The following is a 24,099-nucleotide window of genomic DNA, read 5'->3' on the forward strand; positions in this document are numbered from 1 at the left end:
TCGTCATAGCGAGGAGGCATTGTTGCGTGGATACAGCATAATCCATTAAGATATGGACAGATTATAACAAACAGCATCAAAAAAATGTTCGAAGTCTTTTGCAGTTTTTCTAATTTGATTTTTTAATTTAAACCAATAATGCTCAATTGGATTTAAATCAGGAGAGTAAGTAGGTAAAAATAAAATACTACAACCTACAGATTCTATTAGCTCTTTGACCTTGGAATTCTTATGGAAATTAATATTATCCATAACAACCACTTGACCTTGTTTTAATTCTTTGATCAAAAAATCTTCAACATAACTCTTAAAAATTAGTGTATCACAAGTCCCTTCAAAAACTATTGGAGCTATTATTTTACCATTGCAAAGCCCTGCTATCATACTTACTCTTGTTTTATGTTGGTAAATTTTCTTATCGTAATATCTTTTACCTTTTAGGCTATAACCGTACTCCAAGCATGCATTATCTTCTATTCCGGATTCATCCATAAACACTAAATCTTCTTTTGAAATAGTTTTGATTCTAGCTATAAAATCATTCCTTGCTCCATCGTCCCTTTTGGGGTGCGTAAAAGTTTTTTTTATAACTATATCCTAGTGCTTTTATACCTCGCCAAATTGTCGTTGCTGACCATTTATTTGATATTTTTGCTAATTCTTTTAGGCTTTTATCGGCATTATTATCTATAAATTCCTTAAACTCCGGCATATTTGTTAGCTTTTTATTATGACCTTTTTGATAGCCTACTCTCGTCTGAATATCTCCTTCTTTCTTTTGAATAGCTTGCCATTTGTATAATGTTTGCCTAGATATATTTAATAACTCCTTAACTTTACTTACTGACTTAACTTTATCTATTAACTCTAATGCTTTTGTTCTTAGTTCGTATGGATATGCTCGGACCATCTCTTTCCTTTTTCGCACATAGATTTACTTATTTTATGCTACTTGTCAATACCTTAATGGATTATGCTATACCTTTGATATGGGATTCTTGGATATTCATTATGCATGTACTTATCAAAGGCTTCATGTAAATACAAGTTAGCAAATACCGGGCTAATAAGTCCCTGAACGCAATTGACACATTTTCACTAAGTTGTATCATTTCATTAAATAATCACCCAATTTATCAAGCTGGTCGTAGGTTTGCAGTTTATCGTTGGGGTGTTACTTCAGAATTTGATATATCCAGAGAAAGTGTGGTATGCAAGACAAAAAGAAAAAGCCAAAATGGCACGTCACTACCCAAAGTATCTACAGTTTTGGACGAGAAGAACGACTGCAATCAGCTTATGAAGTTGTCTTGCCAACAGAAAAAATTGCACTAAAGGGGAAAGACGATGTTAAATTTAAAATTGTTAAAAATAGGACTGTATGCTCGGGTATCGAGTGAAAAGCAAGCTCAAGAAAAAACTATTAATTCTCAAATATCATATATTATTGAGCATGCAAATGACTTTAGGAGAAAAGATTGATCCAGATTTACATTTTATTGATGATGGTATTAGTGGAGCTTCATTAGAACGCCCCGGTTTAGATCGCCTTAGGGATAAAGCACTTGCAGGAGAAGTAACTAAAGTATATATATTAAGTCCTGATAGATTGTCTAGAAAAAGTGCACATCAAGTATTACTTATTGAAGAAATGAAACGATTAGGAGTAGCTTTTTCTTTTGTTAATAGGAATATTGGTGACACACCTGAAGATCAAATGCTACTACAAATCCAAGGAGTTGTAGCAGAATATGAGCGAGAAAAAATCTTGGAAAGATCAAGACGTGGTAAACTTTATGCTGCTAGGAGTGGTAAAGTAAATGTATTGGGAGGAGCACCTTATGGTTATTATTATCAAAAAGCTACAGAGATAAAGGATGCTAGCTACCTTATACATCCTGAAGAAGCACCCATTGTTAGAGAAGCATTTTTGCTTTATTGTCAAAAGAATTTTAGTATAGGAGAAATTACAAAATATTTTACAAATAAATCTTATCTAACACGAACTGGTAAAACATTTTGGGAGCGGTCAGTAATATGGGGGATGCTGCGTAATCCAGCATATAAGGGATCAGCAGCTTTTAGAAAAACAAAAAGAGTTACAAGAAATAAAAAAACCAAGCTGGCATTAGATAGTAAAAATCCATTGCGTAGCGAACTTTCTAGCTCAAGAGATAGACCAAAAGAGGAATGGATTTATATAACAGTTCCAGTAATAATTGATGAAAAGATATTTGATTTTGCACAACAAAAACTAAAAGATAATATTAAATTTGCTCCTCGCAATAATAAGAAGCATAATTATTTGCTAAGTGGATTATTGCGTTGCAAAACATGTGGTTATGCCATTTATGGCAAGCCGGCATCTAACAGTAAATATAAAAGATTATATTATCGCTGTGCAGGACAGGATGGTCACCGTTGGGCAGATGGTAGGGTATGCACTGGACATCCTGTTAGAACTGAAGCGTTAGATGATTTAGTATGGAAATCAATAAAAAATCTTTTATTGACTCCGGAAACTATCATAGATGAATATCAGCGTCGTTTAAAATCCTATAAGACTGATTATGGGGCTGTTGTTATACAAAAAAATAATGAAGTTAATCGCTATAAAAGAGAGCGAATTAGGTTAATTGATCTTTTTCAAACAGGACTAGTGGAAAAAGATGAAATAGAAACTAAATTAAAAAATATCCGTGCAAAAATTGAGCAACTTGGTAATGAAATTAATTATCTAAACAACCAGGAAAAGGAATCAAAAAAGCTACTAACTGTAATTCGTAATTTAGATGACTTTTCCAGCAAAATAAATAAAAATTTAGATTCACATACTTTTGAAGAAAAAAGAAACATAGTGAAATTTTTAATCGAAGAGGTAGAGGTAGATACTGTGAGCGAAGAGATAAATGTAAAACATATTATTCCATTAGATTCTCAAATGTGTCAATTGCGTTCAGGGACTTACCACTCCTCCTTGAGGAGTGCCGATATCTCGTTTTACTAGCTCTTGGTTTTCTTCGATAGATCCCGCTTTAAGAAACTTCTGACTATACAATAATACTAACTTGTCTTTTGTATATTCATTCAGTAGCTCAAGCAGCAGTTCGTGATCTAGATTATCGAAAAAGCCCTTAATGTCTATGTCTACGACCCATCCCTTGGCGTTTTGCATACATCTTTCTCGAGTCTTTAAAACTGCATCTATTGCTGATTTACCTTCTCGATAAGCATATGAATCGTCATAGAATTGATGATCTATTTCTTTCACTAATCGGTTCTTAATGATCGTTTGTGCTACTCTGTCGATCACAGTTGGTATCCCAAGCTTTCGTATTCCACCAGTTTTTGGAATGGAAACGATCTTTACAGGCGATGCTTGATAGCTTCCCGAGCTTAATCTGTTCCATAATTTATATAGTTCATCATCAAGCTTTTCTTCTACCTGCTTGATAGATTTACCATCTATCCCGCAACCTCCGCCTGCTCGACGCACCGCTTTCCACGCTTCGTCGACTTCCTCTTGAGTTATGTTGTACCTCTTTGACATAATATTAATTAATCCTTCTTTAATTAGCTTAGTTGTTAATTTTATTATGTCGCTCCACATGCAGCCCTTCGCTCCACTTCCATTACAGAAGCTTCTTCACTACTACAACTGCATCTGCCTCAATAGCTGGAAAGTGCTATTGATTCCCAAGTTCCGTATCTGACCCTAATTTATGTTCGTACTGCCTCCTGTGCCGCTCGCCGATAGCTCAACTATTGTATGACAGTTAGCTAACTTATCCCTTCAGCCCCCAAAAGCCAAAGGTTTTGACAGAGAACTTAACCGTCTTTCGACACTTAATTACAGCAATTCACTTTCGTTTACCTACATAAATCTCACATGACCCTTGCGGGCCTTTTCCTTAACGCTCACTACCATATTCCTTAGAATACAGCAGCTTAAGGTTGTTTGGAATCTGCTCATACCAGCTCGATTCCGGTGGACCTTCCACCATGTCAAATACAGCATTGCATCCTCTTCTTCTGATTCTGCATTCTTGGCACACTCGGGGTGACGCTAGCCATGTTCAGGGTCTAAGGTGCATGCTTTAAACCTAAAAGCTATTGTAAACTGTTACTAACGGTTTCTTTGAACTCCCCGACCACCATAGGTTTAAAAGCCTGTGGTGGTTAAAACTTAACTCAATAAGTTTAATCAAAACGGGGTAAACCAATATGATCACTATCAAAAAAATAATAATCTTTCTTAAGCCTCTTTCAAATTCTGCAAGTCGCAAACACCGCCAAAACCTCATTACTGACTACTGCAACCGACATAATTTTACATTGTTAAAAATCATAGAACATAAAGGATCGTTTGATTATCCTATTTTACATAAATTAATTGATGAGATGATGTGCGAGCCTATCGGATCGGTTACTGCTCTAGTTGAAGATAAATTATTAAATATTCCTCATAGTATAATACTTTTTGCAGTACTCGGTACTTTATCACTGACCAAATTAATAAAGGTCGATATGTACCGAAAATCTAGCCAAGAATTAAAACTTTATAACTCGGATTTTCCTCAAAACGACTTGTTAAGCGTCGCTGCGTTTGTTCTTAAATATACCTTGGAATGTTATAAAGGCAAAAATACAAAACAGGAGGTAAAATAATATGAGTAATAAAGCAATTGAGGCATATACATTATCCCGTGTGTCTTCAGATGAGCAAGCTGACGGCTATTCGCTAGAAGTACAAGACGATAGGTTAGAAAAATATTGTGAGCGGAAAGGTATACGTATTTTAGAAAGATTTAGATTGGTTGAATCTTCTACAAAGGGCGATCGTAAAGAATTTACGGAAATAGTCAAACTTATTAAAAAACGACGTGAGCCGATAGCACTTGTTGCAGACAAGCTAGATCGTATACAGCGTAATCAAAGAGAGACACCAATACTAGATGAGCTTATTAGGCAAGGTAAGCTAGAATTACATTGCGTTACTGAAGGTTATGTTATAAACCAAGAATCAGGAGCGCATTCAATAATGATGTGGGGGATGAGAGTAGTATTTGCTAGAGCGCATACTGATTTGATTAGCGAAAATGTTAAAAAGAGTTTTAAACAAAAAGTGGAGGTATACGGCGAATGGTGCGGAGCTGCTCCTATTGGTTATTTAAATAAAAGAGATGATAAAGGTAGAGGTGATATAATAATTGATCCTATACATGGTAATATAGTTAAAAAAATGTTTGAGGCTTATGCAAGCGGAGTATATACTTTATCTGAAATGGTAAAGAAAGGGAAAGAGTGGGGATTACGTAGTAAAAAAGGAAACTATATAACTAAATCAAGTTTATATGAGATGTTACAAAATCCTTTTTATTACGGCGAAATGAGAGTAAAAGGGGAGTTATGGACTCATCGTTACGAACCTTTGATTACTAAAGAAACATTTAAAACATGCGAGGCAATTAGAATGGGCTGGAACAAAAAACCTTTTCAATATAGAGGTAAAGAATTTTTATTTAGAGGTATACTCAAATGTGCGGTTACAGGTAAATTAGTTACTGCCGACACAAAAACTAAAAAATACAAAAATGGTGAAGTATCGGAATGGACATATTTACGTACTTGGAATCCTGACGACCCAACAAAAACAATGTGGGTTAGAGAAGACGAGGTAATTAAGCAAGTAGAAGATGTATTAAAAGGCTTAAAAATCAAAGACCCTGAAATTTTAAAGCAAACTATGGACTATTTAAAAGGGATGAATCATGGCAAAGCATATGAGCATAATAGAGAAATAGCAGCTTTAAAAGAAGAACATACAAAAATACAAAATAAGCTCGATTCATATATGGATTTAGTAGCGGACGGAGTTTAACAAGAGAAGAATTTTTGCGTAAGAAAACGCAGTTAAAAGAGCGTCAATATGAATTAAACGAGTTAATCAAAAGTTATGATAAGGTAGACGATAAGCTTTCTAAAAAGCTTCTAGACTTCATAAATGTTATGACAAATGCATATGAAACTTTCAAAGGTTCGACAATCGAGGAAAAACGTGAATTTTTAAATTTCATATTTGCGAACCTAGAGCTGAAGGGCTGCAAGGTGCATTACAAACTGGTTTTCCCGTTCGATAAACTGCAAGAAGTAGCTAATTGTACGGAATGGCTCCCCGGGCCGGATTCGAACCAGCGACCTAACGGTTAACAGCCGTTTGCTCTACCGCTGAGCTACCGAGGAATATTATCTTAAATACTTATACTTATATAATTTTAAACTTTGATATCTAAGGTCAGATTTCTTATAACAAATCTTTTTGTTATGGTCTAGAGTTTTCTTTATGAAAAACTAAAATAAATTTACCGGACATAAATATAAGGAGTATATCAGTTTAAATTAGTATGTTGATTTACCTGTACATTCATAACCAACCCGAAACCGATTAACATTGAAGCCATCATTGTCCCGCCGTAAGAAATAAACGGCAGCGGTACTCCTACTACCGGCAATAACCCCATAACCATTGCCATATTGATAAATACATGACTAAATAAAATTGAGGTTATACCTATTACCATTAATTTACCGAAAATAGAACGGCTATTAATAGCAATTATTAATGAGATAATTATAACTAGAGAATATAAAAGTAATAGGAAAATCCCGCCTATAAAACCAAATTCCTCAGCATATGTCGCAAAAATAAAATCTGTTTGATGTTCGGGTAAAAAATCTAAGTGACTTTGACTACCTTGGTTTAGTCCTTGCCCAAAACCTCCTCCGGAACCTATAGCAATTTTTGATTGAATAATATTATAGCCGGCACCGAGCGGTTCCCTTTCAGGATCAAGAAATACCATTACTCGTTTTTTTTGATAATCATGCATTATATTCCAAATTACCGGTATACAAGCAAATACAATAAGACCGATTATTACAAAATTTCTTATTCTAAACCCGACCGCAAAAAATATAATACCGGTAATAATTATATTTATAATGCCGGTACCAAGGTCAGGTTCTTTGATTATTAGTAATACCGGTATAATTACCGCAATAATCGGTACTAAAATTTTATGTATTTTCGTCAAATCTTCAAATTTTAATCGGTGAAAATAACGAGCTAACATTAATACTATTGCAAGCTTTATAGGTTCTGAAGGTTGCAAACGTATGATTCCAAGATCAATCCAACGTTTTGCCCCCATCGATACCGAACCGAAAAGCTCGACGCTTAATAATAAAGCTAATACTAAAAAATAGAATATATAGGAAAATCTAAATATTAACCTTAAGTCAAGTGTGGCAATTATGATAGATAACGGCAAAAATATACAAAAATTTATTATTTGCTTATATGCCCAAGGTTGGAGATTGCTATTTGATGCCGAATAAAGAACTATAAACCCTATAATACAAATTACAGTAATAAGCGAAATTAAAGTAAGGGGGAGTTTTTTAAATTGCTCTAAATAATTTCTTTGCATTATAATGTTGGATAATTTAATTTACGGTACAGCGTCATTCAGAAAGGTTGATACAAGTGAATTTTTCTGGATTCGCCTGTGCTCACGTACTCTAGTACGGTAGCTTAGCTCACCTTTAAATTCATCTTGTCTAAATCTTTCTGAATTTAGCTGTAAATATGAGGCGTTGTTGCATGGCTCGAATTTTCGATGTCATTCTAGCTAAAGGCGGGAATCTAGATTCTTCTTTGTCATGCTGAACTTTGTTTCAGCATCTCTTAATAGTAGATCCTGAAATAAATTCAGGATGACCATAGGCTTCTTTCTAGATTCCCGCCTTTAGCTAGAATGACATACTGCTGCTTTTATCGAGCCATGCAACAACGCCTGCACCTCTTCGCAATGACTATTCAAGTATCCACGCCACGCGAGCATTGCCTCGTGGAAGTGACACTAATAATTTGAATCATGTAAGCATTACTTATCAAGCAGTGATTCAAATTCTTTTACTACTGCTTGATAAAGCTTACGTTTAAAAGGAATTATAATAGACAATAATTCATCAAATGATGCCCAGCGCCACTGCTCAAATTCAGGGTTGCTAGTATTAACGTTAATGTCTTCGTTAGTGCCGGTAAATCTAATTAAAAACCATCTTTGTTTTTGACCTCGAAAATTACCGTCCCACAATTTCGGTATTAGGAATGCCGGTACATCATAGCTATACCAGCATTTACTTTCAGCAATAATATGCCCTTTATCGCTGCCGATTTCTTCTAGCATCTCCCGCAATGCTGCAACGCTTGGGGTTTCTCCCGGTACTATACCGCCTTGAGGCATTTGCCATGCCGTCATTTTAGTATCTACTCTTTTACCGACAAATATTTTATTTTCGGTATTTATTATCATCATGCCTACCCCCGGTCTATAAGGTAGTTTACGATATTCTTGAGAAAGAGAATTTTTCATTATCTTAAATTTATATTAAACCAATTTCACTACTTTATTTTTTCCTGATGTTTTTGCCGTATACATGGCCTTATCCGAACGCTCGATAAAATCAGCGATAGATTCTCCTTTTTTATATTCCGTTACACCGATAGAAATAGTTTTGTGTATAGGTTCCGGTTGCCCTTCAATCTGAAAATCCATACATTCAATTTTTACTCTAACTCTTTCTGCCGTATGCATTGCTTGCTCCATATTCATATCACTTAAAAGAATAGTAAATTCTTCTCCGCCGAATCTGGCAATTAAATCAGTTACTCTAAAAGTATTTTTCAAAACACGGGTAACTATTTTTAAAACCGTATCTCCCGCTTGGTGACCGTAACTATCGTTAACATGCTTAAAATCATCAACGTCGCACATAAGTAAATACAAACTAATTTCATCTTTGTTAGCTTTTTCCATCATTTGCTTTATATGTATATCGAAATAACGCCGATTAAATAAGCCCGTTAAACCGTCTTTGACTGCTAAATTTACACTTTGTTCAAGATCATTGCGTAAATTATCTTGATATTGTTTTCTGCGAAGTTGTGTTCTAATCCTTGCGAGTAACTCATTTTCTTCAATAGGGTAAATAAAATAATCGTTAATTCCGAGTTCCATTCCTTTCATAACTATAGGTAAATTTTCTTCATCGACTAGTAAAATTAGTACCACTCCGCTTATTTCCGGTTTGCCTCTTAACACTACGCTAACTCTTAACGGATCTTCATCCTCAAGCATACTGCTAATAATTACTAAATCAGGAATATATTCCGGTGTAGCCTCAAGTTCTAGGGATTCACTTATTACTTGGACATTCGGAGAAATTTTTAGTAACATTTGTTTGATATTTCTAGCCTGTACTATATCATCATTAATTAATAAGATTTTTTTATCGTTAAAAGTATCCCGCATTTCTATAGCAGGACTACCTAATAAAGCATTTGTATCATTCCGAAGCTTTAATTCATCAATTAATACTTTCATTCTCGAGAGGGACTTAAGCCTGACGAAAAGAGCAGTATCGTTTATAGGTTTGGTCAAAAATTCATCCGCACCCGCCTCTAAACCGGTGATACGATCCTCCACCTCCGAAAGTGCCGTTACCATAACTACCGGTATATGAGTAGTCTCCGGATTCGCTTTTATCCGCCGGCATACCTCAAAACCATCCATCTCCGGCATCATAACATCAAGCAATACCACATCAATCTTATTTTTTTCAAGTATACTTAATGCCTCCTTACCGCTAGTTGCGGTAAAGACCGTATAATATTCGTTTAAAAGTTTTGCTTTTAATAATTTAATATTTGTCTCTATATCGTCGACTACTAATATATTTGCCGTCATAAATTTTACAAAACCCTAATGTTAAAATAGTATTATTTAAATTCTTATCTTTAAATGTTGTTTTTAAAAAAAATAATTTGTATATTTATAATTTTTTAAGATACATACTATAATTATATATATGAAAATTTCGGCAAATTCAATTAGAACAGGTAATATATTAGTATACAACAATGATTTATGGGTGGTAAATAAGACACCTGAACATACTAAACCCGGCAAAGGCGGTGCTTATGTACAGGTAGAGATGAAAAACTTAAAAACGGGAACAAAGCTTAACGAACGCTTTAGTTCATCCGATTATATCGAAAAAGCCGAGCTTGAGCATAAAAATTTTCAATTTCTCTATTTTGAAGATAATAATCTTGTGTTAATGGATAATGTAACTTTTGAGCAAATTACTATAGATAAACAAATTTTAGGTGAAAAATTACCGTTTTTAACGGATAACATGCAGGTAAAAATAGAATTTTATGAGGATAACCCTTTGAATATTGAACTCCCGCCGACGGTTACGGCTGAAATTATTCAAACCGATCCGGTAATAAAAGGATCAACCGTTACCTCTTCATATAAACCGGCAATTTTAGCTAACGGTATTAGGGTTATGGTGCCGCAATATTTAGTAACGGGCGAAAAAATTATTATCAAAACCGAAGATATTAGTTTTGTCGAGCGGGCTAAATAATATACAGCTAAATTCAGAAAGATTTAGACAAGATGAATTTAAAGGTGAGCTAAGCTACCGTATTAGAGTACGTGAGTACAGGCGAATCCAGAAAAATTCACTTGTATCAACCTTTCTGAATGACGCTGTACTGCATTAACTCGAAGAGTTGTCATACCGAGGCCCCGCCGGTGTTGTTGCATGGCTCATAATTTACCATTATGGTTATTATAAGTACGATGTCATACCGTGGCTTGACACCGAAACACTTTGCAAAAATTCGAGCCATGCAACAACGCCGGACGAGCCACGGGGTGACACTCCTAATTCTTGAAATACTTCATGTATACCAAGTTCTAAAATTAACCGTACAGAAATGGTATAGATAGATGCAACCGATAACCAATTTATTAATTAGTGCGACGCGCAAAGCCGTTAAATTTTTACAACGAGATTTTCTAGAACTTGAAATGCTTCAGAGAACAAGCTCAGGCAATAAAGGATTCTGCGAGAAATCTTACTTGAAATTAAAAACTTTATTACAAAATGAATTGCAAAGACATTTAGAATCTTTATTTTTTCCGGAGGATATATTTGAAATAGATAATAATAATCGGGAAGTTGCTTTTTTAGTGCATCCTATAGATAGCACAAATAATTTAGCGAGAAGCATACCGTTTTTTGCTTTATCGATAACTTACTTAAAAAAAATACAGGAAACTTTAACAGCCGTGTCTACCGTAATACATTTCCCGGCTCTTAATGAAATTTATTATGCCGAAAAAGGCAAAGGAGCGTGGGTAGAAAGAGATAGCTTTAATTCTATAAATAATAAAAGCGCAAGGCTTCGGGTTTCCGGTATTGCTGATTTAAAGAATTCTTTAACAGTAAGTGACAATTTAACCGATACACCCTTTCCCGTAACCGATGTTAGGGCTTTTGGTTCACCGTGCTACTCAGCTATTCTTTTAGCAGCCGGTAAAATTGATATAATATATTTGTCATCATTAAATTATACTCTATATCATGCATTTGAATTAATAATTAAGGAAGCCGGCGGTGTGGTAGTAAATAACAACAATAAATTTATTGCCTCAAATGATCATCTTAAGCAGGCGTTGCTACGTGGATATTCAAAACATCATTGCGAGGAGGCACATCGTACCGATGCGGCAATCTAGTCCTTGTCATGCTGAACAAGTTTTGCGCATCTTTTTTTAGTATATCCTGAAATAAATTCAGGATGACTATTATTTTCTAGATTGTAACAAAGCTTGCAGGGGCGGCGTTGTTGCATGGCTCGAATTTTCGATGTCATTCTAGCTAAAGGCGCATTTAAGAAATAATGTCGGAAGATGTCATACCCGCGAAAGCGGGTATCCAGGCTAAAAAGCCTTAGCTTGTAAGGCTTTTTTCTGTATAATTGTAAGTTATCCTTACATTTTTAGTTTAATTTTTCTAGATTCCCGCCTTTAGCTAGAATGACATGCTGCTGCTTTTATCGAGCCATGCAACAACGCCTACCGCAACTAGGAATGACATCACTTTTGCGGTGAATTTTTGATCCATGTGAGCAATGCTTCCTTGCAATGGCGTTTAAGTTATTACTCATTTTTCAAGAATTAAATATAATAGTTTTATGAATTTATCTCCTTCTTTGCCGGGTAATTCCGTACTCGGTAAAAAAACAACTTATAGCAATAGTTACGATCCTACATTGTTATTTAGAATCCCAAGAATAGATAATAGAGAAAAATTAAAGCTTAAGGAGGATAACATTCCGTTTTACGGGGGGGATATTTGGAATGCTTACGAAATTTCTTGGTTAAATCCAAAAGGCAAACCTTGCGTGGCAATCGGTAGTTTTTACATTCCCGTTAATTCCTCTAATATTGTTGAATCAAAATCGTTTAAGCTATATTTAAATTCCTTTAATAATGATGTTATTTCTTCGATGGAAGAATTAGAAAGAATAATATTAGAAGATTTAAGTACTGCTACAAATGGTCAAGTATTCGGTCGATTATCATCCTTAAATGAAAAAATAGAATTTGCTGAAATAAATGGTGAAAATATCGACTATTTAGATGTGGAATGCAATATTTATGACCATCCTGATAGTAATTTAATCGAATATGATGATATTGACATTGAGGAAGAAATTAACTCAAATTTATTAAAATCTAATTGTTTAGTAACTAATCAGCCTGATTGGGGAACGATAATAATAAAATATAAGGGTAAAAAGCTAAAGTATGATAGTATGCTAAAATATTTAGTATCTTTTAGAAATTGTAATGAATGTGCCGAGCGTATTTTTGTCGATATTAAAAATGCTATAAATCCTACTTACCTATCCATATATATTAGATATACCAGACGCGGAGGAATCGATATTTGCCCTTATCGCTCCACAGATCAGAATTATATATTACCGAGTAATAAAAGATTAATTAGGCAGTAAACAAAAGTTCCTTCCTGCGCGGATTATTGCCGGCGTTGTTGCATGGCTAATAATTTACCGTATTATGGTTATTATAAGTACGGTGTCATACCGAGGCCCCTCCCCACTACTGTACGAACGTTTAAATAAAGAGGTAAAAATTCTGTCATTCCGTGGCTACGACCACGGAATCCAGCTTATAATATCATAAAAAGATTCTAAAATAAGTCTAATATGGCTTTATTTTCCTGGATGCCGTGATCAAGTCACGGCATGACACAGCCTTTTTTCAACGTTCGTACAATAGTGGGCTTGACCACGGTATCCAGAAAAACCTTAATAAAAAGACTGGATGCCGTGGTCAAGCCGGCGTTGTTGCATGGCTCTAAAAAAGTGCCGTATGTCATTCTAGCTAAAAGCGGGAATCTAGAAAAAAGTATAAAAGTCATCCTGAATTTATTTCAGGATCTACTAAAAAAGATGCGCAAAACTTGTTCAGCATGACAAGAAAAAGTCTGGATTCCCGCCTTTAGCTAGAATGACATCGAAAATTCGAGCCATGCAACAAGACCCGTATCTCCTCGCAAGGCATTATTGTGTGGATCGGAAATTAATAAAAATCCCTCATGGCGAAGCCGCGGAGTGGCTGTGGCCATTCAGGCTATCCCGAATATATGAGGGATTTAATTAGAATACTAAACAAATTTAGTATAAAAATATGTTTATACTTAGATGGCCACGGCGCCAAGAGGCGCCTCGCCATGACGGTTTGGGTATCCACGCAACAACGCCGGCTTGACACCGAAACACTTTGCAAAAATTCGAGCCATGCAACAACGCCGCTATTGCCATTGCGTGGATGCTTCTTCGCAATAAGAGGTTTTTAGCTATCCACAAAGCAATACTGCACGAGGCAACATTAAAAATTTTGTAGTATAGGTAAAAGATATTTATAAGTTAAATAAGCGCATGTTAAACCGAGTGTGGTGCCGATTACTATTACGCGAAATTTTGAAGGGCTGAAAATTAAAACGGCGATAACAACTATAATTGCTATTTTTTCCCAGTCGGCTGTAGTATAAGGTCGGTTACTTGCAGCGTAAGCATTACTGCTACTTAAGAGAGTGAACAGAACACCGATAAACGGTATATTTTTAAGTAAAATTTTAAACATAATCAACCTCAATAGGGCCGGTAGTCGAACCGGTAATAAATTGTTTAAGGTAAGGATTGTCGTTATCGGTCATTTCGTTTTTTGTTCCATACCACATAATTTTTCCTTGATAAATCATCGCTACTTCCTTGGCTATTTTCTCGGCGCTAACCATATCATGAGTTATGGTAACGGTAGTTGCACCTAACTCCTCTTGAATTTTAATAATTAATTCATTAATGATATTAGCCATTATAGGATCAAGCCCCGTGGTCGGTTCATCTAAAAAAAGAATTGACGGGGTGCTGCAAATTGCTCTCGCAAGCGCTACTCTTTTCTGCATACCGCCTGATAATTCTGAAGGGTAAAGAGCAAGTATTCTAGAAGATAATCCAACGGATTCAAGTTTAGATGCCGCTAATTCATTTTTTTCTTTTTTAGATAATTTTTTAGTAAAAAAAGTAATATTATCTTGTACGGTTAAAGAATCAAAAAGAGCTCCTCCTTGGAATAAAAAGCCGATAGTTTCCATAATATCAAATCTTTTACTATCAGAGATATTGGTGGTGTCTACTCCATCAATAGAAATCTTGCCGCTATCCGGTTTGAGTAATCCTACTATAGCTTTTATTAACACCGATTTACCCGTACCCGACCCGCCGAGAATTACTAAAGAACTGCCTTTTTTTACGTCTAAATCTATTCCGTCAAGCACTTTATGACCGGAAAAAGATTTATGCAAAGAGCGAATTTTAATTTTTAATGTTTCTTCTGTCATTGCTTTTGTACGATTAATTTGGGAATTGGGATAGTTCAACGTCATTGCGAGGAGGCAATGACCGCGTGGATCGAAAACTCTACGTCATTGGGCGTTGTTGCATGGCTAATAATTTACCGTATTATGGTTATTATAAGTACGGTGTCATACCGAGGCTTGACCCACTACTGTACGAACGTTTAAATAAAGAGGTAAAAATTCTGTCATTCCGTGGCTACGACCACTTCAGTCCAGCTTATAATATCATAAAAAGATTCTAAAATAAGTCTAATATGGCTTTATTTTCCTGGATGCCGTGATCAAGTCACGGCATGACACAGCCTTTTTTCAACGTTCGTACAGTAGTGGGCTTGACCACGGTATCCAGTCTTTTTATTAAGGCTTTTTCTGGATGCCGTGGTCAAGCCACGGCATGACATCGCGGTACTTTTAAAGAATACCCAAAATATAGCAATTTTCGATCCATGCAACAACGCCTCCTCGCAATGACGACTCACGTTTTCCTCTTCATTTACTAGCAGCACATTACACTTTAAAAAATAATTCGGTTATCAGGTAATTACTAATCAAAATAAGAATGGAGGAATTTACTACCGCCGAAGTAGTAGCCATCCCGACGCCTTTTGCGCCTTTATTAGAATAATAGCCGCTATAGCAACTTATTATAGAGATAATAAAGCCGAAAGCTGCTGCTTTTACTAAGCCGGAAATTACGTCAATTGCTTCTAAATATTGAAAAGTACTAGTTAAATAGCTTACGCTATTGAAATTAAGCTTATATACGCCTACTAAATAACCGCCCATTACCCCGATTACATCGCCGATTAATACTAGGCACGGCAAGGTAATAACTGCAGCTATTACCCTTGGGAATACTAAATATTTAATCGGATTGGTAGATAAAGTATATAGAGCATCTACTTGCTCGGTTACTCGCATAGTCGCAATTTCAGCGGCAATTGAAGCACCGACTCTGCCGGCAACCATAAGACCGGCAAGCACGGGACCGAGCTCTCTGGTTAAAGATAATACTACCACCGTTGCAATTGAGCTTTCGGCAGAAAAGCGTGAGAACCCCGTATAGCTTTGTAGCGCTAGCACTGCTCCGGAAAAAAAAGTAGTCATCGCGACGACCGGCAAAGAATAGAAACCGATAAATAATAATTGGCGATAAATTAAACCGAAATATATAGGAAGCCTAACTATACTACTAACCGCTGTAAAGCTAAATAACGAGAAAGCCCCGATATTCCTTGCTATACCGATAGTACGCTTGCCGATTAAGTTAACCGTATTAAGTATCATTTTTATATACTCTTTTATATCTATTACCGAGGCTAGTTAATATTTCGTATCCGATAGTACCTATAATAGTCGCTATTTTATCCGGAGTACAATAATTCCCTATAATCTCTACTTCTTGCCCTAGAAAAATTTGTGAATGCGGTAGATCGGTAACATCAATATTAACTAAATCCATTGATACGCGCCCTACTATCTTGGCAACATGACCGTTAATAAATACTTCGCCGCGGTTACTAAAATTTCGGCTATAGCCGTCTGCATAACCGAGCGGTAACGTAGCAATTATGCTATCGCGCTCGGTAGTGAATGATGTATTATAACCGATATGGCTGTCTGCTGTCAATTTTTGTAATTGAATTATCGGCGCAGTAAGGGTTACAGGATTCTTCATTGGATTCGGTTTATGCTGACCCAAAGGATTAAGACCGTATAAAGCCATTCCGGGTCTTACTAAATCAAAATGATAATCTTGTCCTAAAAATATAGCGCCTGAGTTAGCTAAACTTATTTTTACATTAGGAAAATGTGGTAGATAACTTTTAAATTTTGTTAATTGCTCAATATTGTAAGGGTTATTAGCTTCTTCGGAGGCAGCTAAATGACTCATAATATATTGTACTTGCAAACCTTCTAATAAGTCACGATCATTGATTATATGTTCTATTTCGGTGTGAGTTAGACCTAAACGATTTATGCCGGTATTAAAATGCAGAAAGCAGTCTAATAATTGATTCCGAGTTTTAGCCAGTTGTCGCCATATCTCAATTTGCTTTAGATTATTAAGTACCGGTATTAAATTATATTCAACAAATTCCGCAGCATCATTTTGGGAAACACCGTTAAGGACTAAAATATTTGAGTGGCTACTCAATATTTTACGTAAATTTATTCCCTCAATGTATGAAGCTACAAAGAAAAATCGGCAATTTTCCTCTTCTAACGCTTTAGAAATTTGATTTGCTCCAAGCCCGTAGCTATTTGCTTTAACAGCTGCCCCGACTAGTGAATTTTGGCAAATATCGCGTAAGGTGCGGTAGTTAGCTTTTATTTTTGCTAAATCAATTTCAAGTGTGCATTGAGCTAAGTACATATTTATAATATATTTTGGGCGTTGTTGCATGGCTCTAAAAAAGTGCCGTATGTCATTCTAGCTAAAGGCGGGAATCCAGAAAAAAATAGTCATTCTGAATTTATTTCAGAATCTACTAAAAAAGATGCGCAAAACTTGTTCAGCATGACAAAGTTAGAAAGCCTAGATTCCCGCCTGCGCGGGAATGACACCGAGGGCGTTTTTAACCATCCATGCAACAAACCAGGTCAAGCAACTAGATGACACCGAACGCTTTGCAAAAATTCGAGCCATGCAACAACGCCCCGCTTTCGCGGGAATGACATACGGCACTTTTTTAGAGCCATGCAACAACGCCTATATTTTGTAATGCTTGGATAATAATAGGTGCTATCGATATTATATGAAATTTAGCAGATAAATTAGTAACTTGTATAGTATCCGTTACATAAATATTATTTATAACCGAATTTTGGATATTGTCCATAGAACCCGCTGAAAGTACGGGATGAGTTACAAATGCATCAACCGATAAAGCCGCATTATCAATTAAAAATTTAGCTGCTTGACAAATGGTTTCGCCGCTATCGATAATATCATCGATTAACACACAATTTTTTCCTTTAACGTCTCCGGTTATTTCTATCATTTCACATTTGTTATTTACCGCTCTTCGTTTGCTAATAATAGCTATATCTAGATTAACCGACGCGCCGATTTTTTGAGCGCGCTGAGTACCGCCTTCGTCAGGAGACACTATAATAAGATCATTATAATTTTTTAGAAAAGGCAAATACAAACTTATAGGGCATAGATTTTGAATAGAAACTTTAAAAAATTTCTCTATTTTATCAGAATGCAAATCAACGGTAATTATAGAAGTTGCGCCCGTAATTTCTAAAAGATTGGCTATTAATCGTGCCGGAATTGAGGTCTCATTAGAAAATATACGATCTTGACGGCTATAGCCGAAATACGGTATTATGACGATAATTTGTTTTGCTTTAGCTCTTTTTGCAGTATCTATTAATAATAACAATTCAATTAGATGATCATTAACCGGTCTTGAAGTTGACTGAATTATAACAATATCTTCATTGTAAATAGATTCTAAAATTTCTACTTTTATTTCGGTATCGTTAAAATATGTAGTTAAACATTCTATATAATGAGCATTTAATGCTAAGGCCAGATGTTTTGCGAGTATTTTATTACTATTGCCGGCTAGAATTTTCATTTAGGGCTTTCGTGTTTTTTTAGAATTGACCGGTGTCATTCCGTGGCTACGACCACGGAATCCGGTCTTTTACTAAGATTTTTTCTTATTTCGCTCGTGCTTTTTCGACTAAAGGCTATCCGGAAGTTTCATCATGTTCTTTTAACATATAGCCGCGTCCCCAAACCGTATCTATATAGTCTTTTCCACCGGCTGCATCACTTAATTTTTTACGTAATTTACATATAAATACGTCGATAATCTTCATTTCCGGCTCGCCGACATTATTATATAGGTGGTTTAAAAACATTTCTTTAGTTAATATCGTTCCCCTACGTAATATAAGCAATTCTAAAATTGCATATTCCTTATTAGTCAAATGTACTTTCCTTCCATCAACTTCAACGCTTCTAGTATCCAGATTCACACTAACTTTATCGAATCTAAATATCGATTCTGAATGCCCTTTAGAACGCCTAACTATTGCTTTTATACGAGCAATTAGCTCTTCTCTGACGAACGGTTTAGTTAAATAATCATCGGCACCGGAAGAAAAACCGGTAATTTTCTGGTCCATACTAGTAAGACCGGATAAAATTAAAATAGGTGTTTTTACCTTTACCGCACGTAATCTTAGTAGAACTTCAAACCCGCTAATATCCGGTAGCATAATATCTAAAATAATCAGATCGTATTTATAAATTTTACCGACTTTTAAACCATCCGTACCGACTGAAACTATATCGCAAACTATTCCTTCCGAGGCTAAAGTTAGTTCAATTAAGTTAGCCATTTGCGGCTCATCTTCAATTAAAAGAACCCTCATTATATCTTTCTCCTTAATAACAAATTTATTTTTTTATCTAATTTCATATAGCTCTCCTTAATTTCTCACTAATTAAATAATTTTTATTTAAATTGCTTTATACCTTTGTTAACAAAATAAGTAAAGATTATTTAATTCTATTTTAAATTTTTTATTATCTTTAACAAAAAATTCAAATACGTCATTGCAAGAAGGCATTGTTGCATTGATAGAAATTAACACAAAAAAACTCCGTTATTGCGAGCGGGCGTTGTTGCGTGGATACCCTAAACGTCATTGCGAGCGACCAAAGGCGTTGGTTGCATGGTTTCGATAAAGCAGCAGTATGTCATTCTAGCTAAAAGCGGGAATGACATCGAAAATTCGAGCCATGCAACAACGCCATACCTTCCGGGGAATGAGATCAGAAATTATATTAATTCTGATGTTCTAACATTTTTTTATGGTATAAAGCACCGAAATCTATGGGATCAATCATTAACGGCTGAAATCCACCGTCTTGCGTTACGCTTGCAATAATCTTTCTGGCAAACGGAAAAATCATTGCCGGACAATGAACGGATAACAAAATTTGATGCTGTTCAGGAGCGATATTAATTAAATTAAACACTCCGGCATATTTTAATTCTACTAAAAATAATTTATATTTCTCATTTCTTGCGCTAGCTTCAATATTTAGTTCAACCTCATAAAAATTTTCTTCCGGTAAATTAGAAATATTTATATCAAGTGATAAATCAATTTGAGGATTACGTTCTAAAGCGGCAAGCGATGAAGGCGCAGAAGGGCTTTCAAACGATAAATCTTTTATATATTGGGCATTAACGGAAATGTGAGGTATCGCTTCAGGAGCATCAGGGTTTGGTATGTTCATAAAATCCTTATTTTTAATATTATTTTAAGTTAACGGCAGGGTAACTCCGAGTTGTTTCATATATTTCCCTTGCCGGTCTGCGTAGGAAAGATCGCAAGCTTGTTCTCCTTTTAAAAACAAAAATTGACAAGCTCCTTCATTGGCGTAAATTTTAGCCGGCAAAGGAGTAGTATTTGAAAACTCTAACGTAACATGCCCTTCCCATTCCGGTTCTAACGGTGTAACGTTGATGATTATACCGCATCTGGCATAAGTAGATTTACCTACACAAATAACTATCACGTCCCGCGGAATTTTGAAATACTCAACTGTTCTACCAAGGGCAAAGCTATTCGGCGGAATAATACATACATCCACTTCCCTGTCCACTAAACTACATTTATCAAAATTTTTAGGGTCAACGATAGTGGAATTAATATTAGTAAATATTTTGAACTCCCTTGATACCCTCGTATCGTAACCGTAAGAAGATAATCCGTAAGAAATAATTTTTTCCGAATTATGAACCCTAACTTGTTTGTCCACAAAAGGCTCAATCATCCCATGGTTACCGGTCATTTCTTTGATCCATTTGTCTGACATGATTGACATTATACTAATACTTGACAATTAAATTAATGAAGTGATAATTATAACTAAATATTATTAAAATACAAAATATTAATTATACATATTAATTTTATTTTTAGTTACCGAGTTATTTAAAAATAAAAAACCCGGCAAGTATATAGGGCGTTGTTGCATGGCTCATAATTTACTGTATTATAGTTATTACAAGTACGGTGTCATGCCGAGGCTTGACCGGCGTTGTTGCATGGATGGTTAAAATCGCTTAAAACTTGTCATACCGTGGCTTGACCACGGTATCCAGAAAAAATTAAAAAGCCTGACTGGATGCCGTGGTCAAGCCACGGCATGACATCGCGGTACTTTTAAAGAATACCCAAAATATAGCAATTTTCGATCCATGCAATAAAGCCCCGTTTGAACTAGAATGACATCAAAAATTCGATCCATGCAACCCGGCAAGTATATAGTTGTAATTATACCACTTTGCGTATTATTAACCTTAAAAATTATATATTATGCCTAATTCTTGTGGTAAATTTTAAGAATTGCATTATATTTAGTCTATAAAATTTAACCCATATTTTAGTTAAGCTCAAAATTGGTAATAAAACTTTTAAAGCTAAAAATATTTAAGAGGTTTTTCAAATGAAAAAATTACTATTATTAGCAAGTATAGCTTGCTTTACTCAATCAGCTTTTGCAGCTGATTATACGCCTACTATCAAAATCGCTAACCCTAATACCGAAATAAAATTAGAAGGTTTCTTTGAATTTGAAAGCGGTTTTGCAAGCCAAAATCATCTATTAGGATATGAAAAAAATGTTTCCGATAATAGAAAGAAAACAGCTTTCTATACGGAAGCCGCATTTGACGCTACTATTTCTCAAGCTCTTAATGATGATGTAACAGCCGGTGTTAAAATCGTGTTGTTACCTACTACTAGACCTAAAACTTCCACAAGTTATAACGGTTCTCATATTTTCTTGAAAACGGATTACGGAAAAGTTGAACTCGGTTCTCCTTACGATGCCGGCGCTAACATGCGTATTACCGGCGGTTACGTAACGGCAGCCACGGGCGGCTGGTCTAGATATGTAATTCTTGACGGTCAATATATGAGATATAACAATGTTAAACCCGATTTTGATACTACTAGTAATTTTTATATCGAATCATTTTCTAATAACTTTGATCAAATTAACGATAAAGCAGAGGCAGCTAGAAAAGTCTCTTATTACACACCTAAATTTAGCGGCTTTCAAGCAGGTATCTCTTATACACCGGATTCAGCTAATACCGGCGGTAATAAAGATATTAATAACTTAACATTTGAAAACTCAGGTAGAACCGGTGTCAGCAAATCAAATACCGGTATCAAGATCGTAACGTTAGATGACGGTACGTTTATGAGGATTAATCAAAATGTTAAGGATGCAGTATCGGCCGGTATGACCTACGAGCATGAAATTGCCGATGATGTAGCTTTAAAATTATCGGTTACGGGAGAATACGGCAAACCGGCACGTCAACTTATTCAGGCTAAAAGAGAAGGCACTACAACAACAGTGTTAGCAAGCTATAAACTCTCTGATTTAAAAGCTTATAATCTCGGCGCGGTTTTCACGTACGGTAATGTTTCATGCGCAGCTTCTTACGGCAGTTTAGGGAAAAGCTTAACCGCAAAAGAATATCATAAAGTCGGGCGTGATACTTATTATTATAACGGTGGTCTTGCTTATGCTCAAGGACCGATTAAAACGAGTGTCTCGTATTTTAAATCATCAAGATATAAAAATACCGTCGATACCGTAAGTTTAGGTACGGAATATAAAATAATGCCGGGATTATTGCCTTACGCTGAAGTGTCATATTTTCAAGCAAAAGGCAAACCGGTTTATTACGTAGAAGCGCCTAATAAGAAAATTAAAGGAACCGTCGGTCTTATCGGTGCAAAACTTAAATTCTAAGTTCGTCTAAGTCGTTGCGAGACGGCATTATTATATGGCTACCGGAATCGTCATTGTGAGGAGGCAATGCCCGCGTGGATACCAGAACCGTCATTGCGAGCGACAAAAGGGAGCGCGGCAATCCGGAAAATAATAATTTACATAGCATTTTGTACTAATTTTTTCCTGGATTGCCACGTCGGGACTACGTCCCTCCTCGCAATGACGATTCCGGTAGCCATGCAACAAAGCCCCATCCACGTAACAATGCCTCCTCGCAACGACGTTATTTTCAATTATTCTTTATTAACATTGACCTCATAATTTTTATAGCATATTTTAGATTTATCGCTTCAATTGACGATTTGCGTTATAGTAAAAACCGTTGGATTTAAAAATATTTCGATTATATGCTGAATAATGAGAAAATAGAGGCAATATTGTCAATTAAACGCCCCGATTGGATAAAAGTAAAAGCTCCGACTTCTAAGCAATACCGGGATACAAAAGAATTAATAAAAAATTTAAAATTAAATACGGTTTGTGAGGAAGCCGCTTGTCCTAATATAGGGGAATGCTGGTCTAAAAAACATGCAACCGTCATGATTTTAGGCTCGGTCTGTACTAGAGCTTGCAGGTTTTGTAATATTGCAACCGGCAGACCGGATTTGCTTGATCCTCATGAACCTGAACGCCTTGCTGAAGCAGTGAAAAAATTAAATCTTCAGCATGTAGTAATTACTTCCGTTGATCGTGATGATTTAGAAGACGGCGGAGCTAGACATTTTGCTAATTGCATTCAAGAAATTAGACACTCTTCCCCGGCTACAACAATTGAGATTTTAACCCCTGATTTCTTACGAAAAGACGGAGCGGCGGAAATAATAGCGGAAGCAAAGCCCGACGTTTTTAATCATAATGTTGAGACTGTTCCCTCCTTGTATAAAAAGATAAGACCGGGAGCAAGATATTATAATTCTTTGAGTTTACTGCATAATATAAAAAAATTATCTCCTGAAATTTTCACTAAATCCGGTATGATGGTAGGGCTTGGAGAGGAAACGAGCGAAGTAATCCAAGTAATGGATGACTTAAGAGAAGCAAAAGTTGATTTCCTAACTATCGGTCAATATCTACAGCCTACTAAAAATCATGCAGAGGTTGCAAGGTATGTTACGCCGGAAGAATTTAAATATATTGAAAGAGTCGCTAAGACTAAAGGCTTTTTAATGGTTTCGGCTAGTCCTTTAACTCGTTCTTCATATCATGCCGATGAGGATTTCCAAAAATTAAAAAATAATTATATTAATGCAAATTTAATCAATATTATGCCTGCGTAGCAATGTCCGCGCTGATCGTTAAACGTCTGAGCTAAGGAGGGACAAAATCCCGATGCGGCAATCCAGAAAATAATAATTTACATAGCATTTTGTACTAAT

Annotated in this window: 31 protein-coding genes and 1 tRNA gene; 16 read left to right on the forward strand and 16 right to left on the reverse strand. The window is 35.6% G+C overall.

Annotated elements, in window-relative coordinates; translation table 11 throughout:
• Positions 1 to 45: 45 nt before the first annotated feature.
• Positions 46 to 910 (reverse strand): IS630 family transposase gene (locus AAHM91_RS09415; protein ID WP_342270610.1). Its coding sequence is split into 2 segments (ribosomal slippage): positions 46 to 585 and positions 587 to 910, totalling 864 coding nucleotides; the frame shifts between segments, so codons are not numbered across the junction.
• Between the two features lie 301 nt (positions 911 to 1,211).
• On the opposite strand from AAHM91_RS09415, the gene AAHM91_RS09420 reads away from it, so the two are divergent.
• Entirely contained in the window at positions 1,212 to 1,400 is a 189-nt protein-coding gene (locus AAHM91_RS09420; protein ID WP_342270611.1) for a hypothetical protein, read from the forward strand.
• 59 nt (positions 1,401 to 1,459) lie between these two features.
• The gene (locus AAHM91_RS09425; RefSeq protein WP_342270612.1) at positions 1,460 to 3,007 is read left to right on the forward strand and encodes a recombinase family protein; all 1,548 of its coding nucleotides are present in this window, start codon (positions 1,460 to 1,462) and stop codon (positions 3,005 to 3,007) included.
• Here the strand turns inward: AAHM91_RS09425 and AAHM91_RS09430 are convergent.
• Positions 2,957 to 3,610, reverse strand: coding sequence for a reverse transcriptase domain-containing protein (locus AAHM91_RS09430; protein WP_342270011.1), 654 nt, complete (start codon positions 3,608 to 3,610; stop codon positions 2,957 to 2,959). The genes AAHM91_RS09425 and AAHM91_RS09430 overlap by 51 nt on opposite strands.
• Before the next feature lie 725 nt (positions 3,611 to 4,335).
• Between AAHM91_RS09430 and AAHM91_RS09435 the strand changes: the two genes are divergently transcribed.
• Complete coding sequence (locus tag AAHM91_RS09435) at positions 4,336 to 4,668, forward strand: hypothetical protein (RefSeq protein WP_342270613.1); 333 nt, start codon at positions 4,336 to 4,338, stop codon at positions 4,666 to 4,668.
• Position 4,669: 1 nt separating this feature from the next.
• Complete coding sequence (locus tag AAHM91_RS09440; RefSeq protein ID WP_342270614.1) at positions 4,670 to 5,881, forward strand: recombinase family protein; 1,212 nt, start codon at positions 4,670 to 4,672, stop codon at positions 5,879 to 5,881.
• A 287-nt stretch (positions 5,882 to 6,168) separates the two neighbouring features.
• Here AAHM91_RS09440 and AAHM91_RS09445 read toward each other — a convergent pair.
• From AAHM91_RS09445 to AAHM91_RS09465, 4 genes are all read right to left on the reverse strand, one after another.
• A tRNA-Asn gene (locus AAHM91_RS09445) sits at positions 6,169 to 6,243 on the reverse strand.
• Between the two features lie 146 nt (positions 6,244 to 6,389).
• Positions 6,390 to 7,490: a rod shape-determining protein RodA gene (gene rodA / locus AAHM91_RS09450; RefSeq protein ID WP_253308112.1), complete on the reverse strand. Its 1,101-nt coding sequence runs from the start codon at positions 7,488 to 7,490 to the stop codon at positions 6,390 to 6,392.
• A gap of 456 nt (positions 7,491 to 7,946) precedes the next feature.
• A complete protein-coding gene (locus tag AAHM91_RS09460) occupies positions 7,947 to 8,438 on the reverse strand; it encodes an RNA pyrophosphohydrolase (RefSeq protein WP_253308113.1) in 492 nt (163 codons plus the stop codon).
• 15 nt (positions 8,439 to 8,453) lie between these two features.
• Positions 8,454 to 9,812 carry a PleD family two-component system response regulator gene (locus AAHM91_RS09465; RefSeq protein WP_341793572.1) on the reverse strand — a complete coding sequence of 453 codons (1,359 nt, stop codon included), beginning with the start codon at positions 9,810 to 9,812 and terminating at the stop codon, positions 8,454 to 8,456.
• Between the two features lie 121 nt (positions 9,813 to 9,933).
• On the opposite strand from AAHM91_RS09465, the gene efp reads away from it, so the two are divergent.
• From efp to AAHM91_RS09480, 3 genes are all read left to right on the forward strand, one after another.
• A complete protein-coding gene (gene efp, locus AAHM91_RS09470) occupies positions 9,934 to 10,500 on the forward strand; it encodes an elongation factor P (protein WP_253308115.1) in 567 nt (188 codons plus the stop codon).
• On the forward strand, positions 10,481 to 10,639 hold the full coding sequence (locus AAHM91_RS09475; RefSeq protein ID WP_342270615.1) for a palindromic element RPE3 domain-containing protein: 159 nt from the start codon (positions 10,481 to 10,483) through the stop codon (positions 10,637 to 10,639). The genes efp and AAHM91_RS09475 overlap by 20 nt, the downstream gene beginning before the upstream one ends.
• Positions 10,640 to 10,868: 229 nt before the next feature.
• A complete protein-coding gene (locus AAHM91_RS09480; RefSeq protein WP_342270616.1) occupies positions 10,869 to 11,660 on the forward strand; it encodes an inositol monophosphatase family protein in 792 nt (263 codons plus the stop codon).
• Here AAHM91_RS09480 and AAHM91_RS09485 read toward each other — a convergent pair.
• Positions 11,657 to 11,797 carry a hypothetical protein gene (locus AAHM91_RS09485; protein WP_342270617.1) on the reverse strand — a complete coding sequence of 47 codons (141 nt, stop codon included), beginning with the start codon at positions 11,795 to 11,797 and terminating at the stop codon, positions 11,657 to 11,659. The two genes, AAHM91_RS09480 and AAHM91_RS09485, sit on opposite strands and share 4 nt — an antisense overlap.
• 321 nt (positions 11,798 to 12,118) lie before the next feature.
• On the opposite strand from AAHM91_RS09485, the gene queF reads away from it, so the two are divergent.
• The 5 genes from queF to AAHM91_RS09510 all read left to right on the forward strand — a co-directional run bounded on the left by queF (position 12,119) and on the right by AAHM91_RS09510 (position 13,809).
• The gene (queF, locus tag AAHM91_RS09490) at positions 12,119 to 12,943 is read left to right on the forward strand and encodes an NADPH-dependent 7-cyano-7-deazaguanine reductase QueF (protein WP_342270618.1); all 825 of its coding nucleotides are present in this window, start codon (positions 12,119 to 12,121) and stop codon (positions 12,941 to 12,943) included.
• 64 nt (positions 12,944 to 13,007) lie between these two features.
• The gene (locus AAHM91_RS09495; protein ID WP_342270619.1) at positions 13,008 to 13,133 is read left to right on the forward strand and encodes a hypothetical protein; all 126 of its coding nucleotides are present in this window, start codon (positions 13,008 to 13,010) and stop codon (positions 13,131 to 13,133) included.
• Positions 13,134 to 13,179: 46 nt separating this feature from the next.
• Positions 13,180 to 13,311, forward strand: a complete 132-nt coding sequence (locus tag AAHM91_RS09500) for a hypothetical protein (protein ID WP_342270620.1) — start codon at positions 13,180 to 13,182, stop codon at positions 13,309 to 13,311.
• Positions 13,280 to 13,426 carry a hypothetical protein gene (locus AAHM91_RS09505; protein ID WP_342270621.1) on the forward strand — a complete coding sequence of 49 codons (147 nt, stop codon included), beginning with the start codon at positions 13,280 to 13,282 and terminating at the stop codon, positions 13,424 to 13,426. Before AAHM91_RS09500 ends, AAHM91_RS09505 begins: the two co-directional genes overlap by 32 nt.
• Before the next feature lie 122 nt (positions 13,427 to 13,548).
• Entirely contained in the window at positions 13,549 to 13,809 is a 261-nt protein-coding gene (locus tag AAHM91_RS09510; protein ID WP_342270622.1) for a hypothetical protein, read from the forward strand.
• A gap of 32 nt (positions 13,810 to 13,841) precedes the next feature.
• Here the strand turns inward: AAHM91_RS09510 and AAHM91_RS09515 are convergent, their stop codons facing one another.
• Both AAHM91_RS09515 and AAHM91_RS09520 read right to left on the reverse strand, forming a co-directional pair.
• Positions 13,842 to 14,096 carry a DUF5510 family protein gene (locus tag AAHM91_RS09515; RefSeq protein ID WP_253308128.1) on the reverse strand — a complete coding sequence of 85 codons (255 nt, stop codon included), beginning with the start codon at positions 14,094 to 14,096 and terminating at the stop codon, positions 13,842 to 13,844.
• A complete protein-coding gene (locus tag AAHM91_RS09520; protein WP_253308127.1) occupies positions 14,089 to 14,853 on the reverse strand; it encodes an ABC transporter ATP-binding protein in 765 nt (254 codons plus the stop codon). Before AAHM91_RS09520 ends, AAHM91_RS09515 begins: the two co-directional genes overlap by 8 nt.
• 65 nt (positions 14,854 to 14,918) lie before the next feature.
• Between AAHM91_RS09520 and AAHM91_RS09525 the strand changes: the two genes are divergently transcribed.
• Entirely contained in the window at positions 14,919 to 15,113 is a 195-nt protein-coding gene (locus AAHM91_RS09525; protein WP_342270623.1) for a hypothetical protein, read from the forward strand.
• A gap of 265 nt (positions 15,114 to 15,378) precedes the next feature.
• Here AAHM91_RS09525 and AAHM91_RS09530 read toward each other — a convergent pair whose 3' ends face one another.
• A complete protein-coding gene (locus AAHM91_RS09530) occupies positions 15,379 to 16,158 on the reverse strand; it encodes an MlaE family ABC transporter permease (RefSeq protein ID WP_342270624.1) in 780 nt (259 codons plus the stop codon).
• Positions 16,148 to 17,248, reverse strand: a complete 1,101-nt coding sequence (locus AAHM91_RS09535; RefSeq protein ID WP_342270768.1) for an alanine racemase — start codon at positions 17,246 to 17,248, stop codon at positions 16,148 to 16,150. Before AAHM91_RS09535 ends, AAHM91_RS09530 begins: the two co-directional genes overlap by 11 nt.
• Before the next feature lie 24 nt (positions 17,249 to 17,272).
• On the opposite strand from AAHM91_RS09535, the gene AAHM91_RS09540 reads away from it, so the two are divergent.
• Positions 17,273 to 17,491: a hypothetical protein gene (locus tag AAHM91_RS09540; protein WP_342270625.1), complete on the forward strand. Its 219-nt coding sequence runs from the start codon at positions 17,273 to 17,275 to the stop codon at positions 17,489 to 17,491.
• Between the two features lie 73 nt (positions 17,492 to 17,564).
• Here AAHM91_RS09540 and AAHM91_RS09545 read toward each other — a convergent pair whose 3' ends face one another.
• From AAHM91_RS09545 to dcd, 4 genes are all read right to left on the reverse strand, one after another.
• Entirely contained in the window at positions 17,565 to 18,464 is a 900-nt protein-coding gene (locus tag AAHM91_RS09545; protein WP_342270626.1) for a ribose-phosphate diphosphokinase, read from the reverse strand.
• A 115-nt stretch (positions 18,465 to 18,579) separates the two neighbouring features.
• Positions 18,580 to 19,269, reverse strand: coding sequence for a response regulator transcription factor CtrA (gene ctrA, locus AAHM91_RS09550; protein WP_253308123.1), 690 nt, complete (start codon positions 19,267 to 19,269; stop codon positions 18,580 to 18,582).
• 415 nt (positions 19,270 to 19,684) lie between these two features.
• Complete coding sequence (gene secB / locus AAHM91_RS09555) at positions 19,685 to 20,143, reverse strand: protein-export chaperone SecB (RefSeq protein ID WP_253308122.1); 459 nt, start codon at positions 20,141 to 20,143, stop codon at positions 19,685 to 19,687.
• A 24-nt stretch (positions 20,144 to 20,167) separates the two neighbouring features.
• A complete protein-coding gene (gene dcd / locus AAHM91_RS09560) occupies positions 20,168 to 20,734 on the reverse strand; it encodes a dCTP deaminase (RefSeq protein WP_253308121.1) in 567 nt (188 codons plus the stop codon).
• Between the two features lie 624 nt (positions 20,735 to 21,358).
• On the opposite strand from dcd, the gene AAHM91_RS09565 reads away from it, so the two are divergent.
• Positions 21,359 to 22,681: a porin gene (locus AAHM91_RS09565; protein ID WP_342270627.1), complete on the forward strand. Its 1,323-nt coding sequence runs from the start codon at positions 21,359 to 21,361 to the stop codon at positions 22,679 to 22,681.
• A 137-nt stretch (positions 22,682 to 22,818) separates the two neighbouring features.
• Here the strand turns inward: AAHM91_RS09565 and AAHM91_RS09570 are convergent, their stop codons facing one another.
• On the reverse strand, positions 22,819 to 22,956 hold the full coding sequence (locus tag AAHM91_RS09570; protein WP_342270628.1) for a hypothetical protein: 138 nt from the start codon (positions 22,954 to 22,956) through the stop codon (positions 22,819 to 22,821).
• A 114-nt stretch (positions 22,957 to 23,070) separates the two neighbouring features.
• Between AAHM91_RS09570 and lipA the strand changes: the two genes are divergently transcribed.
• Positions 23,071 to 24,000, forward strand: a complete 930-nt coding sequence (gene lipA, locus AAHM91_RS09575) for a lipoyl synthase (RefSeq protein ID WP_253308119.1) — start codon at positions 23,071 to 23,073, stop codon at positions 23,998 to 24,000.
• The last annotated feature ends 99 nt before the right edge of the window (positions 24,001 to 24,099 follow it).

It is taken from the genome of Rickettsia endosymbiont of Orchestes rusci, from assembly GCF_964030945.1.
Taxonomy (GTDB): Bacteria; Pseudomonadota; Alphaproteobacteria; order Rickettsiales; family Rickettsiaceae; genus Rickettsia.

Excerpts from the sequence above, each read along its gene's own strand:
- AAHM91_RS09420 (WP_342270611.1), top strand. The coding sequence starts at position 1,212 with ATGCAAGACAAAAAGAAAAAGCCAAAATGGCACGTCACTACCCAAAGT.
- AAHM91_RS09425 (WP_342270612.1), top strand. The coding sequence starts at position 1,460 with ATGACTTTAGGAGAAAAGATTGATCCAGATTTACATTTTATTGATGAT.
- AAHM91_RS09430 (WP_342270011.1), bottom strand. The coding sequence starts at position 3,610 with ATGTGGAGCGACATAATAAAATTAACAACTAAGCTAATTAAAGAAGGA.
- AAHM91_RS09440 (WP_342270614.1), top strand. The coding sequence starts at position 4,670 with ATGAGTAATAAAGCAATTGAGGCATATACATTATCCCGTGTGTCTTCA.
- rodA (WP_253308112.1), bottom strand. The coding sequence starts at position 7,490 with ATGCAAAGAAATTATTTAGAGCAATTTAAAAAACTCCCCCTTACTTTA.
- AAHM91_RS09460 (WP_253308113.1), bottom strand. The coding sequence starts at position 8,438 with ATGAAAAATTCTCTTTCTCAAGAATATCGTAAACTACCTTATAGACCG.
- AAHM91_RS09465 (WP_341793572.1), bottom strand. The coding sequence starts at position 9,812 with ATGACGGCAAATATATTAGTAGTCGACGATATAGAGACAAATATTAAA.
- efp (WP_253308115.1), top strand. The coding sequence starts at position 9,934 with ATGAAAATTTCGGCAAATTCAATTAGAACAGGTAATATATTAGTATAC.
- AAHM91_RS09480 (WP_342270616.1), top strand. The coding sequence starts at position 10,869 with ATGCAACCGATAACCAATTTATTAATTAGTGCGACGCGCAAAGCCGTT.
- AAHM91_RS09485 (WP_342270617.1), bottom strand. The coding sequence starts at position 11,797 with ATGACATCGAAAATTCGAGCCATGCAACAACGCCGCCCCTGCAAGCTT.
- queF (WP_342270618.1), top strand. The coding sequence starts at position 12,119 with ATGAATTTATCTCCTTCTTTGCCGGGTAATTCCGTACTCGGTAAAAAA.
- AAHM91_RS09495 (WP_342270619.1), top strand. The coding sequence starts at position 13,008 with ATGGTTATTATAAGTACGGTGTCATACCGAGGCCCCTCCCCACTACTG.
- AAHM91_RS09510 (WP_342270622.1), top strand. The coding sequence starts at position 13,549 with ATGGCGAAGCCGCGGAGTGGCTGTGGCCATTCAGGCTATCCCGAATAT.
- AAHM91_RS09515 (WP_253308128.1), bottom strand. The coding sequence starts at position 14,096 with ATGTTTAAAATTTTACTTAAAAATATACCGTTTATCGGTGTTCTGTTC.
- AAHM91_RS09520 (WP_253308127.1), bottom strand. The coding sequence starts at position 14,853 with ATGACAGAAGAAACATTAAAAATTAAAATTCGCTCTTTGCATAAATCT.
- AAHM91_RS09530 (WP_342270624.1), bottom strand. The coding sequence starts at position 16,158 with ATGATACTTAATACGGTTAACTTAATCGGCAAGCGTACTATCGGTATA.
- AAHM91_RS09535 (WP_342270768.1), bottom strand. The coding sequence starts at position 17,248 with ATGTACTTAGCTCAATGCACACTTGAAATTGATTTAGCAAAAATAAAA.
- AAHM91_RS09545 (WP_342270626.1), bottom strand. The coding sequence starts at position 18,464 with ATGAAAATTCTAGCCGGCAATAGTAATAAAATACTCGCAAAACATCTG.
- ctrA (WP_253308123.1), bottom strand. The coding sequence starts at position 19,269 with ATGAGGGTTCTTTTAATTGAAGATGAGCCGCAAATGGCTAACTTAATT.
- secB (WP_253308122.1), bottom strand. The coding sequence starts at position 20,143 with ATGAACATACCAAACCCTGATGCTCCTGAAGCGATACCTCACATTTCC.
- dcd (WP_253308121.1), bottom strand. The coding sequence starts at position 20,734 with ATGTCAATCATGTCAGACAAATGGATCAAAGAAATGACCGGTAACCAT.
- AAHM91_RS09565 (WP_342270627.1), top strand. The coding sequence starts at position 21,359 with ATGAAAAAATTACTATTATTAGCAAGTATAGCTTGCTTTACTCAATCA.
- lipA (WP_253308119.1), top strand. The coding sequence starts at position 23,071 with ATGCTGAATAATGAGAAAATAGAGGCAATATTGTCAATTAAACGCCCC.